The organism is Stieleria neptunia (assembly GCF_007754155.1).
Lineage (GTDB): Bacteria > Planctomycetota > Planctomycetia > Pirellulales > Pirellulaceae > Stieleria > Stieleria neptunia.
Genome location: NZ_CP037423.1, coordinates 6,692,216 through 6,711,087 on the forward strand (window position 1 = coordinate 6,692,216; position 18,872 = coordinate 6,711,087).

The window sequence follows — 18,872 nt, forward strand, 5'->3', positions numbered from 1 at the left end:
AAATGGGCCGCAGGGTGCTTCGCATTTTTGGTACCTGCCCCCTTTTCCGCGGCACCCTCGATCTACTTTAGATTCTAGGGCACCGCTTGATGTGAATCGATTACCCGTCTTCGTAACCCCGCAAGAATGCGGAAAAGCGTTCGGCACCGTCGGCCATCAACAACCACGTCCCCGGTGGCATCACCGCGACGAATCGCTCTCGGACCGACACTGCTTGCCCGGGCCAACAATAAACAAACACCACGTCGGTCGGCACCACCACATCGTGATAGCTGGCGTTGATCGTCTCGGCCGATAGATCAAATTGCCGGAACAGTTCGACCGCACGCTGTGTCAATTCGGGGTTAATTTCAATGCCCGTCGCCTGGAAACCCAGCATCGCTGCGATGCCGGTGCCGATCCCCGGCCCGCTGCCCCACTCGCAATAACGTTTTCCAGGGATCACGCGCAAGTAGGCGTGCAGCAGTTCGGCGCTGCTGGGGATGTAATCAAAGCAATCCACGGACTTGCCGGCCCGGCGGCCCGCTTCGATCCATTGAGCCACACGTCGTGTGACGGGACCGGGGGCGGGATCGAGATCGATGGGCTGGAGACACATGGGCAGACAGGGTTGGAAGACGGATCGCAGAAAACGGGGTTTACCAGGGGTATTCGTCGCGTCGCCGCCAAAGTTTCGTGATTCCTTGTCGGAGCGAGCACGTTTCGTTACTTTCTGGCTACCGGTGGTGCATCTTCAACAGCCTACCATGCAAAACCACGCGACCAGCGGGCGAAGCGATTCATAGACCGACCGACAGTTTCGATTCTCAAGCACCAGCCGAGCAGCGCGTGGCGATTTGGGCGGCGGCTTGGTTCTTCTTTGTGTTGCTCAGCTACAGCGTCGTTCGTCCGGTGCGGGAGACGATGGGAGCGATCGGCGGCACCAAGCAACTGCAAGGGCTGATGCTGGTGACGTTTGCCGCCATGCTGATTGCCGTTCCGATCTATGCGTCGCTGGTCAATCGGCTGCCGCGACGCTGGCTGGTCCGCGTCGTGTATCATTTTTTCAGCGTGTCGCTGCTGGTCTTCAGTGCCTCGCTCAGTTTCGGTGATGAATTCGTTCGCGTTTGGGCGGCCCGAACGTTCTTCATTTGGGTCAACGTTTTCGGCTTGTTTGCGACCAGCGTGTTTTGGTCCGTTCTGGCGGACCTGTTCAGCAGCGAGCAAGGGAAACGGCTGTTCGGTCGCATCGCCGCCGGCGGAACCGTCGGTGCGGTGACGGGATCGCTGTTGACCAGCCAGGTGGCGACCGCGTTGTCCACCGCCGGTTTGTTGCTGATCCCGATGGTCACGCTGCAGGCGGGACTGTGGTGCGCGTGGCGGCTGGAGAAGCGTGTCGCGATCGATCCCCAGTTCGCGGCGACACGACCGCAGCGTGATCCCGGCCCGGCGCCGACGGTGGGCGGGCTTTGGGAGGGCGTGACCCATGTCCTTCAATCCTCGTACCTGGCCTCGATCTGCGTGTTCCTGTTCTTCGTTCAAGCGGCCGGGACACAGTTGTATTTTCAGCAGGCCGAAATTGTCGGGGCGAGCGTTCCGGATGATCAATCCAAGACCCAGCTGTTCGCCTACATCGACTTTGCGACACAGATTTTGACGCTGACGGCCCAGCTGGTCTTGTCCGGCTGGATGCTGCGACGACTGGGGGTCGGTGTCTCGTTGATGGCGCTGCCGCTGATTTATATCGTTTCCTTTTCGGTCTTGTCGGTCTACGGCAGCCTGGCGGTCGTCGCCACGGCCATGGTCGTGACGCGGGCGACCGGCTATGGAATCACCGTGCCGGCCCGCGAGGTGTTGTTTACCGTCGTCAGCCGTAAAGACAAATACAAGTCGAAAAGCTTCATCGACACGGTCGTGCTACGCGGCGGTGACGCGATCTCCAGTCAAGTCCTGGGATCGCTGCGAAACCTCGCCGGCTTCGGGTTCGCGACGCTAAATTTTTGGACGCTGCCGATCCTGGCGGTTTGGTCCTACGCCGCCTTCCGCCTCGGCCGCCGCCAACAGCAACTCGCCGCCCAGCAACCCGACGGACAGGAGCCGCCTAACGAAAACGACGATAGCACCGACAATAAACGGTAGAATCAAGGGCGTCCGGGCGGCCAATCGAGAGGGTGAATCGAGTGTCAAAACTGATCCGCGTCAACGACGAAGTCTTTACGATTCCGGACTTGTGTTCTGCTGAGGAATGCGATCACTGGATCGCGCACGGCGAGTCACTCGGGTACGAGCAGGCCACCGTGAATTCCGAGCGTGGGCCTCGGCGCATGCCCGACGTGCGCAACAACGCCCGCGTGATTTTCGATGATCCAAAGCTGGCCGACCATCTCTGGCAGCGGATTGCGACGGACATCCCCTATTCGGCCAAAGGCCGCCAAGCGGTGGGGCTCAATGAGCGGCTGAGGTATTATCGGTACGATGTCGGTCAGAAATTTGATTGGCATGCCGACGGATGCGTCCGACTCGACGGCGGGGTGCAGAGTCTGCTCACCTTTCTGATTTATTTAAACGACGACTTTTCCGGTGGCGAAACTCGGTTCCGGCACGGCGTGAAGATCGAGCCCAAAAAAGGAATGGCGTTGCTGTTTTGCCATTGGCAAAAACACACCGGGAAGGAAGTGCTGCAAGGTCGCAAGTATGTGCTCCGATCGGACGTCATGTACAAGAAATCCGATCACGCCGAAGCGTGAGGCTGAATTCGGATTCGATCTTCCGCCGCCTCCCACCCCATCATCCTCCCACCCCATCATCCTCCCACCCCATCATCCTCCCACCCCATCATCCTCCCACCCCATCGTTCTGCCCCCATCGTTCTGCCCCCATCGTTCTGCCCCCATCGTTCTGCCCCCATCGTTCTGCCCCCATCGTTCTGCCACCCCATCATTCTGCCACCCCATCATTCTGCCACCCCATCATTCTGCCACCCCATCATTCTGCCACCCCATCATTCTGCCACCCCATCATTCTGCCACCCCATCATTCTCTCACCCCATCATTCTCTCACCCCATCATTCTCTCACCCCATCATTCTCCCACCCCATCATTCTCTCACCCCATCATTCTCCCACCCCATCATTCTGCCACCCCATCATTCTGCCACCCCATCATTCTGCCACCCCATCATTCTGCCACCCCATCGTTTTGCCCCCATCGTTCTGCCCTCCCAGCGCGCCTCCGATTCCCCCCTCATCGCCCCTGTCCCAGACACTTGCCCAAGGGGCACCCAGGCAACCCTACCCGACCGCTACGGTCAATCGTTTTCCACCGCCACGCTCCCCGGGTGACCGGCTGTGGAAAGTTTCATAGACTGGGGCCGGTATGGTCCCCCGTTCACTGGTCTAATCGAGAAGCAAACCATGGCAGTTAAGAAGGTAGGCATCCTGACGGCAGGCGGACTGGCGCCCTGCCTTTCTTCGGGAATCGGCGCCCTGATCGAGCGTTACACCGAGTTGGCGCCGGAAGTCGAAATCGTCTGTTACCGTTCGGGCTACAAGGGCTTGCTGTTGGGCGACAGCTTTGCCGTCAACCAGAACGTGCGCGACAACGCGGCCCTGCTGCACAAACGTGGCGGCAGCCCGATCGGCAACAGCCGCGTCAAATTGACGAACGTGGCTGACTGCGTCAAACGCGGCCTGGTCCAAGAAGGCCAGGATCCACTGGAAGTCGCAGCGGAGCGGCTCAAGCAAGACGGAGTCGACGTGCTGCACACGATCGGGGGTGACGACACCAACACGTCGGCTGCCGATCTCGCCGCGTTCCTGAGAAAAAACGGCTACGAATTGACGGTCGTCGGGCTTCCCAAAACCGTCGACAACGACGTGATCCCGATCAAGCAAAGTCTGGGTGCCTGGACGGCCGCCGAGCAGGGCGCCAGGTTCTTCGAAAACGTGGTGGCCGAGCAAAACGCCAACCCGCGGATGTTGATCGTGCACGAAGTGATGGGCCGCAATTGCGGCTGGCTGACTGCTGCGACGGCGCTCAAGTACCGCAATCTACTCGACCAAATGGAATTCCTGCCTGACGCCGGACTCAGTCGCCAGCGCGATGAAGTGCATGGCGTTTATATCCCCGAAATGCACTTCGACCTGGAACAAGAAGCCGCACGTCTGCGCACCATCATGGACGACATCGACTGCGTCAACATCTTCATCTCCGAGGGTGCCGGCGTGGATACCATCGTGGAGGAAATGCAGTCGCGCGGCGAGGAAGTGCCCAAGGATGCGTTCGGCCACTACAAGTTGGACGCGGTGAATCCCGGCAAGTGGTTTGGTGAGCAATTTGCCAAGATGCTCGGTGCGGAAAAGACGCTGGTCCAAAAGAGCGGCTACTTCAGCCGCGCCGCCCGCGCCAACGACGAAGACTTGGCGTTGATCAAGCAATGCGCCGACAAAGCCGTCGAATGTGCCCTGGCGGGTGAAGGCGGCGTGATTGGCGAAGACGAAGAGCGAGGCGACGAATTGCGAGCGATCGAATTCGAACGGATCAAAGGTGGCAAGCCCTTCAATAAAGACGCGCCCTGGTTCCTCGATCTACTCACCGCCATCGGCCAACCCCACGACACCACCGCACTGCAACCCCAGTGATCCGTCACGCCGACGCTTGATTGGAGCGTGATTCCACTTTCAGCACGACGGCTGTCATGTCGTCGTACTGGGGATCGGGGGCTGAGAATGCCTGGGCGTCGCGGCACAGTGCTTCGATGATTTCGGCGGCCGGACGTTGGCGGTTGGTCTTGACCAAGTCCAGCGCCCGCTGATTGCCGTAATAGTCACTGTCGCCGGCCGCGGCTTCGGGGATGCCATCGGTCAGGCAGAGAATCAGCTGCGAGGGTTGCAAGGTGATCGGCACCGACGTCTCGATCACCGCGTCGTCGACCAAGCCCAGCGGCAGACCGGTGGACTCGAGCGTTTTCACGTGGCCGTCGGCGTCGAGCAAGTAACTTTGATGTCCGGCACCCGCGTAGACAAACGAGTGGTCTGTCGGATTCAGGCGGCCCAAAAACAGCGTCACAAAATAGCCGTCTTCAAAGTCGGGGGCCAACAACTTGTTCAGACGCGTCAAGATTTCACCGACGTCGGAGTAGGTTTCGGCCAGCGCACGGAGGTAGGCGCAGGTTTCCGTCGCCAACAGGGCGGGCCCGGTTCCGTGGCCGCTGACGTCTGCGATGACAACGCCCAGGCAACCATCCGGCATCGTCACGAAGTCATAGAAATCGCCGCTGGTGACCTCCGCAGGATACGATAAACCGGCCAGGTCCAAGCCGGGGATCAGGGGCGCCGACTCGGGCAACAACCGCTGTTGAATGGTTCCGGCCAAACGAAGCTGGGCTTGGGTTTCCAAGTTCACCTGTTCGGCTTTCAGCCGAGCACTGCGTTCGGTAAACGTTGTCAAGCGAATCTCTTTTTCTTTCAATTGCTGTTCAGTGTTCAGTCGGCCTTCAACCTCTTTGCGATGACGACGCGTCCCGAGCCCGATGCCCGACAAGCCAACGGAGATAGACCAGATCCTTCTCATAGGCGGTCTGGGCGTTGTTGCGGCCGATCTCAAGAATGTTTTGCCGCTGTTCGCGAAGATTCCAAGCCAGGGAACACGCCGCGGCGGTGGTCCACATTCCGACCAAGCCCCAAAAATGTGTCCCAAAGCGGATCGCGCGGGAACCTCGACTGTCCCCGACGGGCACGGTATTGCTGGCCATCATGGTCCTGGCCCTCGATCAGATCACGCGTAGATGCACTGCCAGTGGATACCGACGATCATGCCACGCCTTCGCGTCGCCCGCCCCCCTCGCAATCGCCGAAACCTGAACAATTATACCCTGTTTGCGATCCGATTCAGACCACTCGCGTCAATACGACACAGGGCATCGTGCCACGCTAGGTTCGATATTTGCCGAACTCCGGTTTGCGTTTCTGTTTGAAGGCTCGGACACCTTCTTTCGATTCCTCGGTGCCGTAGAACAGTTTGACCGCTTGCAAGCCCATCGCCGAAAGGCCGCTGATGTGGGCGCTGTCGGCATTCATGGAATACTTGGCGATGGCCAGCGCCGTGGGGCTCTTTTCCAAAATCTCCCGGCACCACTGTTCGACTTCCTTGTCCAGCTCGCTGTCCGGCACGACGACGTTTGCCAAGCCCATCCGGACGGCTTCGGCACCGGAGTATTGGCGACACAGGAACCACATTTCCCGCGCGCGTTTTTCGCCGATCACGCGCCCCATGTAGGCGGTCCCAAAACCGGGGTCGACCGAACCGACACGGGGACCGACTTGACCGAACACCGCGGATTCGGCGGCAATGGTCAGGTCACACAACAGCGCCAACACGTTGCCGCCGCCGATCGCATAACCTTGCACCCTGGCGATGACCGGTTTGGGAGTCTCGCGGATCGCCGCTTGCAGTTCCTCCAGCGGCAACCCGATCGTGCCGCGTCCTTGATACTGGCCTTCGTGGGCGGACTGGTCGCCGCCGGTGGAAAACGCTTTGCCGCCGGCGCCGGTCAACACGACGACTCCGATCGCATCCTCCCAGGCGGCTCGTTTGAACGCATCGATCAATTCTTCGCAGGTCTCGGCGCGGAACGCATTGTAGACCTCCGGCCGGTTGATCGTGATCGTCGCCACGCCGTCCTGTGCTTCGAACAAAATGTCCCCATAGCTCATCTTCACTTCCTCCGATCGGCCTGCTGCTGCGTCGTTCTGGGGCGGTCAAAAATGATGCCCCCGGCAAGAACGTAACCGATTTTGCACAAACTTGTTTCGCCGTACTCGACGCTACGCTAGCATAGGGATCCGGGCACCCCACCGAGCCGCCCACCCCGAAACCTTTCCCCTCGCCATTGGATCCGCAACGAGTGAAACCATGACGAACGTACCAGAACCGGCCGAATCAGAACGCGCGACAGCACAGGGTCGCACACGCACCACGATTCTGCGCCGCCTGCGTTGGAGCCTTCCCGTTGGCATTCTCTTTGGACTGATTGCAGGCTACTCCGTACTTGCAACCGTCACGCCTCGGTATAAAGCGAGCTTTGTTCTGTCCGAGCACGCCCCTGAATTCCAAGCCCACACGTCGACGCACTCCAGTCACTTGGCCGACCGAGAGAAAGAACTCGTGTTGAGCGAATCCGTGCTCGAATCGGTCCTCTCCGATCCGGCAATCGAACGTTCGCCGACGTTGTCCAAATCCGAACTCGCTGCGGAAACGCTACGCCAGAATCTTTTGATTGAATCAGGAAGTAGCAGCATCATGGTGATCAGCTACATCGATTTGGATCCCAACGCGGCATCGGACGTGTGCAATTTGGTCGCGGATCGGTATCTGGCCCGTCGTAGCGAATTGGATCATCGCCGAGCGTCAGTATCCATCGAATTGCTTAAACCAGAGATTGAGCGTTGGAAAACGAAGGTCGAAGAACTCGAGCAACAGGTCCTTCGTTTGGCCAAAGAACAGCGTTCGGCGTTTCATTCAATCGCATCCGGTCCAAGGCATCGCGAGTTGCAATACGATCGAGCCATGCACCTGCAACAGAAGATCGACGAAGTCGAAGTGGATCTTGCCGTTTTGAACGCGGTCGAGATTGAACCGGTCAGCGTGGGGGCCTCCTTGATCGATCAAAACGACGAGAAAGCAGGCACCAAGACGAAAGGTCCGGACGAACTCGCCGAGGCCAATGATCCGTCCCAAACCGCCGACCACAAACATCGGCTGGAAGTCACTCACGCAGTCCTTACAAAGCGATACGCCGAAGTGCATCGCGAGCTCAATGCGATGGAAGGGTCAAACGTCAAGCTGCAGTTTGCGCAGGATGATCTGGAGCGAGCACGTGCACTGCTTTCCAAACTGGAGGATCGACTCGCTGCCATCCGAACCGAAAGCAAACACGGCCCTTCCGTCGTCGCGGTGTCCCAGGCAACGCCCCCCGCTTCCCCGATCGATGACGTCCCCACCCAGAAAGCCGCACTCGTCGCCGGAATCGGATTTCTGATCCCGACATTGTTGGGTTGTTTCTGGCCGAGACGTAAAACTGACGCCAGGCAGGTAGACCTGTAGGTCACGCAGTGCGTGACAGTCTTCGTCATCTCACCTAAAGAGGCCTGGTATGCGTTTCGACTTCGTTGCGAATCAACGACCCTACCGATCGAACCTGCTGTTGGTTGTCGTGGCTGCAGTGCTGTTGGACTGCCGTTCCTCGGCAGCCGAACCGGTGGCCGTTCCGCTCGCGCCGTCGTCTCTGCCCAGCGGCGATGGAATCGCGGCTGAGGTACTCGGTACGAAACAACGACAGCAGCATCCGGCGTTCATCTTTTCCGACGACTTTGAGTCCGGCGGGATCGGCGATCAGTGGGACGAAACCCGCAACCCGAACGGAAACACCCTGTCGCTCGTTTCTCTCAAGGACGACACCGCCCCGATCGGATCTCGATCGCTGAAGGTCACCGCCCATCTCGGCAAAGATACCGGGGGTGGCATGACCAAGTGGTTCCCGTCCGCGCCAGACGTGTTCGTGAGATTCTACGTCCGCTTCGCCCCGGACAGCGATTACATCCATCACTTCGTCACGCTGCGTGCGAACCGTGGGTTGACCGGTGGGGACCGATGGAGCGGTTTCGGTGGCGCGGGGAATCGACCACCAGGCGACCAGCGTTTTTCCACCGCGCTGGAACCCTGGGGCAATTGGAGCAAATGGCCTGCACCGGGACGCTGGAATTTCTACAGCTATTGGCACCAGATGAAGGCGAGTCCCGATGGTCGATATTGGGGCAACGGATTCCGCCCGGAAACGCAGCCCAATATCTCCAAGGACCAATGGATCTGCTGTGAATTCATGTTGCGACACAACACACCGGGCCAAGCTGATGGGGAGCAAGCCTATTGGATCGACGGCGAATTGCGGGGGCATTGGAAAGGGTTCAATTGGCGAACCGATCAGGCCTTGCAAGCGAACGCCTTGACGCTGGAAAGTTATGTGACGGATCGCTGGACCAAGAACCCGATCAACGTTGTTTACTTCGACAATCTGGTCATCGCCTCCCAATACATCGGCCCGGAAAAGCCGCGTTAGAAGCAGATTCGGGGCCGGGCAACGCGATGGTTCATTTGTTAGCGGAACGGCGCGAGCGGGCTATCGATTGAGTCGGGATCTGCTGAATCAATCGTGAGCCGCTGGCCGTAAGGCCTCGGGCAACGTCGCAGTGCCCGGCCGCTTACGCGGCGCGCGGCTCACAAAACCGACAGCCCGCTCGCGCCCTACCGCTAACAAAAAACACCCCGCTTGGCGTCAAACACCGAGAGCCACACTTCAAAGCGTCGTCCTCTCCCGGCTCAGCCTTCTTGCTGGGTCGGGTATTCGGTGCGTTCGACTCGGTAGAGCGCGATGCCTAGAAAAACGACGACCATCAGGCCCAGCAGTTGCAGATGGGTGGAGACGGGTTCGTTGCCAAAAATATGCTCCGCTTGGCTGCGGGCATTGTCCCACTGCATCCAATCGGCCAACAAACCTCGCAGGCGGTAATTGATCGTGAACTTGTTGACCAGCGCAGGAATAAATGAGAAGACGTACTCCACCACGACGGTGTACATGACCGCGGTGACCATCGTGCGGCGATAGAACAACGTGCCGATCATCAAGTACAGCGCCGCATGGACAAAACACGACAGCACGACCAGCTTGGTCAACACCCACCACGTTTCGGACCCGATGGGGGAATCGACCACGACCGTGCAGAGCGCCACCGCTGCCAGCGAAGCGGAAAGCGTCCAAACCACGGCCGTCAAGTATTTGCCGATCAACACCATTCGTCGGCCGGAGGAACGCATCGTCAAATACACCCACGTTTGGCCTTCGATTTCGGTACTGATCGCCGGGGTGGCCCACAACAATAATCCCAGCAGACAACTGACTTCGGGGATCAAAAAATACATCGCCATCCCCAGCGGCTCGACCAGTTTCTCCGGATCGAACCGTTCGCCCATTTCAATCTTTGCGATCAGATGAATGGCGGTGATGATTGCGACGGGGAACGCAACCAGCAGGAACCAAATCGCGATCCGGCCGACCGTCAGCGATCGACGCAGTTCAAAAACCATCACATCCAACGGCAGAGTCAGCTTGTTCAAGGCGTTTCTCCGCGATGATGTTTCAGCAGCGAATCGAACAACGCTTCCAAGTTTCCGTTGGAAGCCCGCAACCGCTCGATCACGAGTGAGTCACTGCGAATCCAATGCGGCAACAGACGATAAAATTCGCCGGGATCGCGCAGCGAGACCGCCAGTTCGGTCCGACCGGCGGACAGGGAGAACGAGTCGACCCACGGGACCTCGGCCAATCGGTGCACCAGACGCGCGGCATCGGGACCGATCACACGGACTTGCTGCGGTGTGTCGGCCAGGATCGATTCGATCTCGTCGGCTGTCCCCGACGCCAGCAAGCGTCCGCCGTAAATCAATAAGAACGACGACGTGACCGCTTCGATCTCTTGCAACACGTGACTGGCAAACAGCAATCCACGCCCCTCGTCCGCCCAGGCCTTCAGTACGGCCGTCATGTCCGCCCGGCCCACCGGATCAAGCCCGTTGTAGGGTTCATCCAAGATCAACAGGTCCGGCTGGTGGGCGATCGCCTGGGCGATCTTCGTCCGTTGCCGCATCCCCAGCGAATAGGTTCCCATCGGCCGATGCATCGATTCAGCCATCCCCACCATCTCGAGCGCCTGTTCGGCCATCGTACGGCTCTCGCGACGCGAGATGCCGTGCAAGCGAACGAGGTACTTGACCCATTCGAACGCGGAAACATTGGGGTACAACACATCCGAAGCCGGACAGAGGCCGATGTTGCGCAGCATGCTGCGGTCTTTCGTCGGGTTTCGTCCGAACACGCGCACGCTGCCCAGGGTGGGACGAAAATGCCCGATCAATAAATTAATCAGCGTCGTCTTGCCGGATCCATTGGGGCCGATCAATCCGTAGGCCGCCGATTCCAAGTTGACGTTCAGATCGTTGACGCCGACGACGTTTCCGTACATCTTGCTGACTTGATTCAATTCAATCATCGCTCAAACACTTAGCCTCGCGACGATGCGGCGGTGCACGATCCAAAACCCGATCACGGTGATTCCGGTCAAGACACCGATCGCGGGAACGACGCTGGCGGCGGTGCTGTCCAGCCCGAACACCCAGGCTTCGACTTTACCGAGCGTGTGGTACGGCGAAAGCAGTCGCCAACGATCCAGATCCACACCGTACTCTTCCCAATTGATCGGTCCACGCCTCCGCCGCGGCGGTCGTTTGCCGGACATCGCCGCGGCGGTGAAGGTCAAGAATTGGTACGCCACAAATCCCATCGCCCAGGTCGCAAACCAGGAAAACGTCGCGTAGCGGCTTTCGGCGGTTAGCGACGAATAGACCACGGCCAACGTCGTCGTCGGAAGCATCAACACCACCGACGCCGCGAGAATGCGCAGCGGAATGTCCCAGGTCTGAGTAATCACCGACAAGTCGGGCGAGAGCAACACACCCATCACGTACAGCAACAATGCCGGAACGGTCGCAACGACGGCCAGAAAAAACCAGATCACCGCGGACTTACCGACGATGTACTGCGTCGGTGACAGCGGCCGAGAAAAATACATCAAGTACGCTTTGGTGCGGAGATCGTAGGAGATCAACAGCGGAGCGATCAGGCCGATCAACCCGACCATCGCAAACAGTTGCGGATAGCGGAAATAGGCCAGGATCAACGTCGACCAAACTTCATGCCGGGCTGATTCCGCGTCGCTCAGAATCAACGCCCCCAAGTCGGGACGCCCCAACGGACCGCTGACCGCGCTGACGATCATCCGCTGCATGTCCGGCTCGGTCGACGAAAATTCAAACGCAAAGATCCCCAGCGCCGGCAGTATCACCGGTAGCCAGGCCAACACCAACAGCACCCGCAGCCAACGCCGCTTCAGAATCAGTGCGATGCCTCCGCGGGCGATCACCAACGGTCGCAGAAACTGATCGGCGCGAACGCCCGACCACTTTCGGTAACCCAAATCATGAACCGGCACGGTCGGCCTCCAAGAGAGTCAAGCTTGGATCCGCGTCGATTCCCGCCGTCAGCGAACCCGAGGCGACATCGATGAAGATCTGCTCCAGCGAATTCACGGCCGGCTCCAGACGCCGGATCGCCGTGTCGGTCTCCGCCGCCCAAGCCCACAATCGCTGCGTTTGATCGGGATCGATTCCGCCGATCCGCAGGATTCCGGTCTGGGGCTGCCAATCGACACGATGCCCTTCGCTGCTGACTCGTTGGGCCAGCGGGGTGTGATCACCGATGACCGAAACATGCATCGTCGGCTCGATCGGTCGACTCAGGTTTTCCAACGTGTCGACGACGCGCACGGTACCACGCACCAGGATGACAACGTGGTCGCACACCGTTTTGACATCGGGCAAGATGTGCGTCGACAGAAGGATCGATTTGCCGTGGCGGGTGGCCAGCGTACGGATCCGCCGCAGCATCGCCAGCCGTTGATCGGGATCCAGACCCGTCGTCGGTTCATCCAGAATCAACAGCGGCGGATCATGGACGAGTGCCTGCGCAAACTTCAGCTTTTGGCGCATGCCGGTGGAATACGATTCGACCTCCCGGTAACGCTCTTCACCGAAGCCGCAGAAGTCCATCATTTCGTGACTGCGACGCAGGGCCTCGCGGCCGGTCAATCCGGAAAGCTGTGCCATCAAGGAAACCGATTCGATCCCCTCCAACCCCGCGATGTAACAATCATCTTCGGGCAGGTAGCCGATCGAATCGCGGATCGCCTTGGTGTCACGCGGCCACTTGTAATCGAGTACGCGTCCGTTGCCGGCGTGGGTGTGCAACAACCCCAACAGCGCCTTGATCAGCGTGCTTTTGCCCGAACCGTTGGGGCCCAACAATCCGGTCACGCCCGGCGGAATGCGCAGTGAAACATCCCGCAGGGCTTCGATGCCTCCGTAGCGTTTGCAGACGTTGTCAATCTCGATGATCGGTTCCAGCTTGTCGTCTCCTTGGACACGAATGTAAACTGCCTCGCCTTCAGACACCTGATTCGGCTGACTGGGCGAATGCTTGGTGACCGAAGGTGAAAGAATAACGCTGCCACCGCTGTTGGCAGCCCCCAAAGTGGCGTCGCTACGTTACGTCCGCTGGACTTTGACGACTTTCGAACCCGCGATCAAATCGTGCAGGCAGCGTTTGTCGGAGCGAAAAATCATCAACGCGTCGACGAGAAACACCAGACTGATGAAAACGTCATCCGTGGTACCCGGGATGATCAGCGTGATGAACGTGAAGGGCAGCGTCCAGAGGTAGCGGTACACGTAGATCCGCGTGAACGAGATCAACTCGTTGGTCTCCGCGTCGACGATGCGAATGCCCGCGGCCAGTTTTCCGATCGATTGCCCCCGCGTCACCAGCAGGTAGCCGTTGAGGATCAAGAACACGATCATTCCGAGCACCGACATCGCCAACTGTTCCAACAGACCGACCTCTCCCGTCATCGCCCGTCCGGTGTAATCCGTGGCGATCTGAATCGGAAAGATGATGAACATCATTAGAAAGCCGTCGATGATGATCGCGCCGAGCCGGGACAACCGGCTGGCGAGTTCTGGAGGGGCGTTCTGATCGACGAAGGCATCGGTGGAGGCAAAGTCCGTCGGCGCGTAAGGATTTACCGGTTCGTTTTCATGGGAGGGGTCGTTCATGACATCTCGCTGCGTCGGCGGTCGTGATGGGTTTCTGGTTGCCCCCAAGTCTAGCGAATCGTCAGGCGGCAGGGGGCAGGGGGCTGAGTGAGGGTGATCTTGGCAGAAGTGGATTCGCAAGCTGGAAGCTTACGCCACTTTTTTCGGCTAGGATGGTGGCTTTGGTTGGAGAGACAGAAGAGGACGGCAGAGACGAATGAATTCAGTTTATCGATTCACGTGGATCACTTTGACGCTCGGGTTGTCGTTGAATCAGGCCCATTCGGCCAGCGCGGCGACGACGTGGCAGGCCGGTTTTGCCAAGCAAGACGTGACGCCAACCGAACCGGTTCGGATGTCCGGCTATGGCAATCGCGATCACGCCAGCGAAGGGATCGACACCCGATTGTTTGTCCGCGCGGTGTGCTTGCGATCGGACACCGACGCCACACAATCAGAACCCTTGGTGTTGCTCAGCGTCGACAACATCGGACTGTCCGGCGCCCACACGCGACAATTGGCGTCAGCGATCGAATCGGAGCATGCGATCCCGCGCGAGCGGATTGTGTTTTGCAGCACCCACACTCACAGCGGTCCCGACTTGGGAGGGCAACTGTCAAACATCTTCGCCACCCCGCTCTCGCAAACGGAAGCCGACGCAGCCCAACGCTATCGGGCACTTCTGGACGCGGCGATCGTGCGTGCGGTCGGTCTGGCGATCGGCGATTTGGAACCGGCACAGCTGGCCTATGGCGTCGGCCGGGCGGGGTTCGCCGCCAACCGCCGCGTTTTGTCCGACGGCAAATGGACCGGGTTTGGCGTGCAAGCCGATGGCCCCGTCGATCATTCCGTCCCCGTGCTGCGGATCGCGACGCCGGCGGGATCGGTTCGGGGTGTGATCTTCAACTACGCCTGTCACTGCACCACCGTCGGAGGCGATTACTACCGGATCAACGCCGACTGGGCGGGCTATGCGGCAACCGAACTGGAAAACACGTTTCCCGATGCCGTTGCCTTGTGCACGATCGGATGTGGGGCCGATGCCAATCCCAATCCACGCGGCACCGTCGACATGGCGCGAATGCATGGCCAGACCTTGGCCGCGGAAGTCGAGCGAGTCGCCCGAGCGGATCTGTCGGCGATCGACTCGGACGTCGAAGCACACTTCGACTATGCCGCATTGTCGTTCGATTTACCGACACAAGAAGAGCTGCAGCAGCGGCTGAGTGAATCTCGCCCGCAAACGCGTCGGCATGCCGAACACATGTTGAAGGTTCTCGCAGAGAAAGGGCGACTGCCGGCGACGTATCCCGTGCCGATCCAATCGTGGCGATTCGGTGACCAGCTGACGATGATCTTTTTGGGTGGCGAGGTGGTGGTCGACTATGCGCTGCGTTTAAAGACAACGTTCGAAGCCCCCGATTTGTGGATTTCGGCATACAGCAACGATGTGCTCGGGTATATCGCCAGCGAGCGGATGCGGTCCGAAGGCGGCTACGAATACGATCGCTCGGGAATCTACTACAGCCTTCCCGGGCCCTGGGCGGAGGGGTCAGAAGACTTGCTGATCCGCCGAGTCGAAGAGATCGTCAAGAACAGCGGACGCCCTCGCCCACAGGACCCGGCAACGTCCTTGAAATCGATTCACGTTTCCGATGCCTACCAGGTCGAACTCGTTGCCGCGGAACCCTTGGTCCGAGATCCCGTCAACCTCGCCTTCGGTGACGACGGAAATCTGTGGGTCGTCGAGATGGGCGACTACCCCGAAGGCACCGACGGGGGCCGCATCCAATCGTTGACCGACACCGATGGCGACGGGACGTTCGACAACGCGACGACATTCCTGGATGGATTGCCGTTTCCCACCGGCGTCCAGCCCTGGAAAGACGGTGTCTTGATCTCCGCCGCCCCGGACGTCCTGTTCGCCCGAGACACCACCGGCGACGGTCACGCCGACGACGTCCGATCGATCTACACGGGATTTCGGCTGGCCAACCCCCAGCACCGGATCAACGGTTTCAGCTACGGTCTGGATCATTCCCTGCATTTGGCGGCGGGCGACAACCTGGGAAAACTCAGCAGCGTCGCGACGGGCCAGACGATTGATGCGTCGGGACACGATGTTCAAATTTGGCCGGACAGCGGACGCATCGCCGTCACCAGTGGGCGAACTCAATTCGTCCGCAGCCGCGACAGTGTCGGCCGCTGGTTCGGCAACAGCAATTCGTTGCCGATGTATCATTTCCCGATCGACGATCATTACCTGAAACGCAATCCCGCCGTCTCGTTTTCAACAAACAAGCAACAGTTATTCACGCCCGCCGTCGCGCCGCCGGTCTTTCCATTGACCTCCGCTGCCGAGCGCTTCAACGATCTGTTCGCGGCCAATCGTTTCACATCCGCTTGCAGCAGCATCATTGCGCGGTCGCCGTCGTTCGGAGAGTCCGAGCAGCCGGTTGCGTTTGTGTGCGAGCCCGTCCACAACCTGGTCCACCGCGCGGTTCTCAAACCGATTGGATCGACATTCCGCGCCGAACGGTCGGACACGGAATCGGAGCGTGAATTCTTGGCATCGACCGATCCCTGGTTCCGCCCCGTCCGGGCGTTGATCGGTCCCGACGGCATGCTGTATGTCGTCGACATGTATCGCGAGGTGATCGAGCATCCGGAATGGATTCCCGATGCATGGCAAGAACGCTTGGACTTGCGTTCCGGCGAACAGCTCGGCCGCATCTACCGTGTAAAACCGGTGGACGAGCAAGCCGCACCGATTCCCGTCTTGGGTGACCAGTCCAGCGATGCCTTGCTGCAATGGCTGCGATCGCCGATCGGGCCGCTCCGCGATCAAGCGCAACGCCTCTTGCTCCATCGCGACGCCGAAACCGTTCGGCCTGCGTTGAAATCGATGGCCAAGGACGATCCCAGCCACTTTGCCAGACTGCATGCCTTGTCCATCCTGGCCGCGTCGGGCGCGTTGGACGACGACACACTCGCCGGCGCGTTGACCGATTCCGATCCCGGGGTGTTGCTCGTCGCGGCCCGATTGTGCGAAGACCGCGTTGCAAATTCCGACCTCGTGCTCAACCGTTTGATCGAACTCGCCGGGCACCCGGACACCCCGGTCGCCTTGCAGACCGCGTTGGCGTTGGGGGAATCGGAATCAGATGCCGCCGGGATCGCGCTGGCCAAGATTGCGACACGGTCGGACCTTGATCAATGGCTGGGCGATGCCGTCGCCAGTTCGGCAGCTCCGCATGCGATTCCGATTGCCGACGCGATCCTTCAGCAGGCCACCGATCACCCCGGCCAATTCACCGAACATCGTGTCCAACTGTTGCGCCGCGTCTTGGCAACGGCGAAACAGCAAGACGCGCCGATCGAGGAATTGGCTGCGTCACGACTGGGCGCGTCCGAGTTGGACTTTGAAACGCAACTCCGACTGGCCGAATGTTTTGCCGGTGCTATCGGCAATCACGTCCTGCGTCCCCTGCAGCAACAGGCCGAGCGCGTTGCCGTGGATGCGGCACAACCAGAAGCCTCGCGATGCCGCGCGGTCAGCCTGATCAGCTTGAATCTCGATGCCGGTGCAGCGAGGACGGAGTTTCTGATCTCGCTGCTGAATCCCGAAACCCCCGCGTCGGTTCAGTGTGAATCCATCACCGGGTTGGCAAGCCAAAACGACAACGAGATTCTGAACGCGGTGATCGATCGTTGGCCCACATTCTCCATCGCGGTTCGAGACCATCTGATTTCCCAAATGCTCGCCCGCCGACAGTCAACCGAGGTGTTGCTGCAAGCGTTGCAAGCCGAGCAGATCCGCGCCAACGAGCTTTCTCTGGCAACCCGCGAACACCTGCTCAAATCGGGCAGCCAATCGATGCGGGTGATGGCCGGGCGGATCCTTCGCAGCGGTGGATCCAAACAGCGTGGCGAAATCGTGCGCGACTACTTGGCCAAATTCTCGACACGCAGCGAAACATCCGATGACGCCGCGAAGAACGAACTTGAACTCGGACGCACCCTGTTCGAGAAACACTGCGGCGTGTGTCATTCGCCCGATCCCAGTGGCGTGGCGATCGGAGCCAGCCTACAGAATCTGACCAACCGCAGCGACACGGCGCTGGTGGAGGCGATTCTGGATCCCAACCGGGCCGTCGAACCGAAGTACCAGAACTATGTGATTCAAACCGATGAAGGGCGGACGTTGGCCGGAGTGATCGAATCAGAAGTCGGCGACAGTCTGACGATCGCACACGCTGACGGAAAACGAACCACCATTGGTCGCGATCAGATCGAACGAATCAAGAGCACCGGCACTTCGTTGATGCCCGAAGGGTTCGAAACGACACTCGACGTCGAAGCCCTGCAAGCGATCGTGAGGTACTTGCAGCGTTAATCGGCATTCTTCAACAGTGGCGTAAGCTTCCAGCTTGCGATTCCGGCAACGCACGCCGGAAGCTTGCGCCACTTATTTTTTTGCAGCTCCCTACTTCCTGTCTTGCGCCTTCAACTCATCCAGGTAATCGCAGCCCTTCCAGGTCAACACCAGCGGTCCCTTGTCGGCCAGCGTGTCCTGTCCCAGTTCGATAAACCCGGCGTCGGCCAGCAAATACAAGTGCAGAGTGATTTGCTCCCGCTCGTACCCTTCGATCTGAATCGAGCCCTTGAACAGGCGCGCTCCCTTGGCCTCGATAAATTCCAAAAGCTTTCGGACAAGCACCATGTCTCGTTTCATCGTGAACGATCCCTCTGAAGTGGACTAATCAGCATTCCGGTGATTCAGTTGCCACCGTCGCCACGTTGTATCCGGCGGTGGGCTGATGATCAATCGCCGGGAGCGTCCGAGGAGCCGTGGAAAAGGGGGCAGGTCCCTGAAGGCCAATCACCAACGGTTGCTCAATGCCCTCTCCGTCCAACGCGCATAAAAAAACCTCTGCGGAGGGGCAACCCGCAGAGGCCGATGACCGACGAGAAATCTCTCGGGGGCCAAGATCGATGACGTTGGCATCATTATCACCCCGGCGCTGCACATAAATCCATGCGAATTTTGAGCGGTTTTGATGCCGAACCGCACCCGCCGGGCGGGTCAGACGTCTACATTGAGGGGGTTCAGGGCTCTGCTATCCTGATGTCGG

The 18,872-nt window shown here is 59.5% G+C and carries 15 protein-coding genes; 6 read left to right on the plus strand and 9 right to left on the minus strand.

What is annotated here, in order from left to right:
- Positions 1-100: 100 nt before the first annotated feature.
- Positions 101-598, minus strand: a complete 498-nt coding sequence (locus tag Enr13x_RS23270) for a methyltransferase domain-containing protein (RefSeq protein WP_145389245.1) — start codon at positions 596-598, stop codon at positions 101-103.
- 230 nt (positions 599-828) lie between these two features.
- Here Enr13x_RS23270 and Enr13x_RS23275 point away from each other — a divergent pair, with 230 nt between their 5' ends.
- The 3 genes from Enr13x_RS23275 to Enr13x_RS23285 all read left to right on the plus strand — a co-directional run bounded on the left by Enr13x_RS23275 (position 829) and on the right by Enr13x_RS23285 (position 4,619).
- Positions 829-2,118: an NTP/NDP exchange transporter gene (locus tag Enr13x_RS23275; RefSeq protein WP_197455303.1), complete on the plus strand. Its 1,290-nt coding sequence runs from the start codon at positions 829-831 to the stop codon at positions 2,116-2,118.
- Positions 2,119-2,159: 41 nt separating this feature from the next.
- Complete coding sequence (locus tag Enr13x_RS23280) at positions 2,160-2,726, plus strand: prolyl hydroxylase family protein (protein WP_145389246.1); 567 nt, start codon at positions 2,160-2,162, stop codon at positions 2,724-2,726.
- Between the two features lie 666 nt (positions 2,727-3,392).
- The gene (locus Enr13x_RS23285; RefSeq protein ID WP_145389247.1) at positions 3,393-4,619 is read left to right on the plus strand and encodes a pyrophosphate--fructose-6-phosphate 1-phosphotransferase; all 1,227 of its coding nucleotides are present in this window, start codon (positions 3,393-3,395) and stop codon (positions 4,617-4,619) included.
- A 4-nt stretch (positions 4,620-4,623) separates the two neighbouring features.
- Here Enr13x_RS23285 and Enr13x_RS23290 read toward each other — a convergent pair whose 3' ends face one another.
- A complete protein-coding gene (locus Enr13x_RS23290; protein WP_145389248.1) occupies positions 4,624-5,550 on the minus strand; it encodes a PP2C family protein-serine/threonine phosphatase in 927 nt (308 codons plus the stop codon).
- Between the two features lie 359 nt (positions 5,551-5,909).
- Positions 5,910-6,692 (minus strand): enoyl-CoA hydratase-related protein, encoded by a 783-nt coding sequence (locus tag Enr13x_RS23295; RefSeq protein ID WP_145389249.1) that lies wholly within the window; start codon positions 6,690-6,692, stop codon positions 5,910-5,912.
- Between the two features lie 199 nt (positions 6,693-6,891).
- Here Enr13x_RS23295 and Enr13x_RS23300 point away from each other — a divergent pair, with 199 nt between their 5' ends.
- Entirely contained in the window at positions 6,892-8,082 is a 1,191-nt protein-coding gene (locus Enr13x_RS23300) for a GumC domain-containing protein (protein WP_145389250.1), read from the plus strand.
- Positions 8,083-8,131: 49 nt separating this feature from the next.
- On the plus strand, positions 8,132-9,094 hold the full coding sequence (locus Enr13x_RS23305; RefSeq protein WP_145389251.1) for a hypothetical protein: 963 nt from the start codon (positions 8,132-8,134) through the stop codon (positions 9,092-9,094).
- Between the two features lie 260 nt (positions 9,095-9,354).
- On the opposite strand, the gene Enr13x_RS23310 is transcribed toward Enr13x_RS23305, so the two are convergent.
- The 5 genes from Enr13x_RS23310 to Enr13x_RS23330 form a co-directional block, all read right to left on the minus strand.
- Positions 9,355-10,149 (minus strand): hypothetical protein, encoded by a 795-nt coding sequence (locus tag Enr13x_RS23310; RefSeq protein ID WP_145389252.1) that lies wholly within the window; start codon positions 10,147-10,149, stop codon positions 9,355-9,357.
- Entirely contained in the window at positions 10,146-11,081 is a 936-nt protein-coding gene (locus Enr13x_RS23315) for an ABC transporter ATP-binding protein (RefSeq protein ID WP_145389253.1), read from the minus strand. The genes Enr13x_RS23310 and Enr13x_RS23315 overlap by 4 nt, the downstream gene beginning before the upstream one ends.
- Before the next feature lie 3 nt (positions 11,082-11,084).
- Entirely contained in the window at positions 11,085-12,080 is a 996-nt protein-coding gene (locus tag Enr13x_RS23320; protein WP_231743735.1) for an ABC-2 family transporter permease, read from the minus strand.
- On the minus strand, positions 12,067-13,098 hold the full coding sequence (locus Enr13x_RS23325) for an ABC transporter ATP-binding protein (RefSeq protein WP_231743736.1): 1,032 nt from the start codon (positions 13,096-13,098) through the stop codon (positions 12,067-12,069). The genes Enr13x_RS23320 and Enr13x_RS23325 overlap by 14 nt, the downstream gene beginning before the upstream one ends.
- A 93-nt stretch (positions 13,099-13,191) precedes the next feature.
- Complete coding sequence (locus tag Enr13x_RS23330) at positions 13,192-13,758, minus strand: RDD family protein (RefSeq protein WP_145389254.1); 567 nt, start codon at positions 13,756-13,758, stop codon at positions 13,192-13,194.
- 196 nt (positions 13,759-13,954) lie between these two features.
- Here Enr13x_RS23330 and Enr13x_RS23335 point away from each other — a divergent pair, with 196 nt between their 5' ends.
- Positions 13,955-18,133 carry a neutral/alkaline non-lysosomal ceramidase N-terminal domain-containing protein gene (locus tag Enr13x_RS23335; protein ID WP_145389255.1) on the plus strand — a complete coding sequence of 1,393 codons (4,179 nt, stop codon included), beginning with the start codon at positions 13,955-13,957 and terminating at the stop codon, positions 18,131-18,133.
- Positions 18,134-18,223: 90 nt separating this feature from the next.
- Here the strand turns inward: Enr13x_RS23335 and Enr13x_RS23340 are convergent, their stop codons facing one another.
- Positions 18,224-18,472 (minus strand): DUF2513 domain-containing protein, encoded by a 249-nt coding sequence (locus Enr13x_RS23340; RefSeq protein WP_145389256.1) that lies wholly within the window; start codon positions 18,470-18,472, stop codon positions 18,224-18,226.
- Positions 18,473-18,872: the final 400 nt, after the last annotated feature.

What these genes read in the sequence shown, in the direction of transcription:
- Enr13x_RS23340 (WP_145389256.1), bottom strand. Translation starts at nt 18,472, where the DNA reads ATGAAACGAGACATGGTGCTTGTCCGAAAGCTTTTGGAATTTATCGAG.
- Enr13x_RS23330 (WP_145389254.1), bottom strand. Translation starts at nt 13,758, where the DNA reads ATGAACGACCCCTCCCATGAAAACGAACCGGTAAATCCTTACGCGCCG.
- Enr13x_RS23290 (WP_145389248.1), bottom strand. Translation starts at nt 5,550, where the DNA reads ATGAGAAGGATCTGGTCTATCTCCGTTGGCTTGTCGGGCATCGGGCTC.
- Enr13x_RS23335 (WP_145389255.1), top strand. Translation starts at nt 13,955, where the DNA reads ATGAATTCAGTTTATCGATTCACGTGGATCACTTTGACGCTCGGGTTG.
- Enr13x_RS23315 (WP_145389253.1), bottom strand. Translation starts at nt 11,081, where the DNA reads ATGATTGAATTGAATCAAGTCAGCAAGATGTACGGAAACGTCGTCGGC.
- Enr13x_RS23295 (WP_145389249.1), bottom strand. Translation starts at nt 6,692, where the DNA reads ATGAGCTATGGGGACATTTTGTTCGAAGCACAGGACGGCGTGGCGACG.
- Enr13x_RS23270 (WP_145389245.1), bottom strand. Translation starts at nt 598, where the DNA reads ATGTGTCTCCAGCCCATCGATCTCGATCCCGCCCCCGGTCCCGTCACA.
- Enr13x_RS23285 (WP_145389247.1), top strand. Translation starts at nt 3,393, where the DNA reads ATGGCAGTTAAGAAGGTAGGCATCCTGACGGCAGGCGGACTGGCGCCC.
- Enr13x_RS23300 (WP_145389250.1), top strand. Translation starts at nt 6,892, where the DNA reads ATGACGAACGTACCAGAACCGGCCGAATCAGAACGCGCGACAGCACAG.
- Enr13x_RS23305 (WP_145389251.1), top strand. Translation starts at nt 8,132, where the DNA reads ATGCGTTTCGACTTCGTTGCGAATCAACGACCCTACCGATCGAACCTG.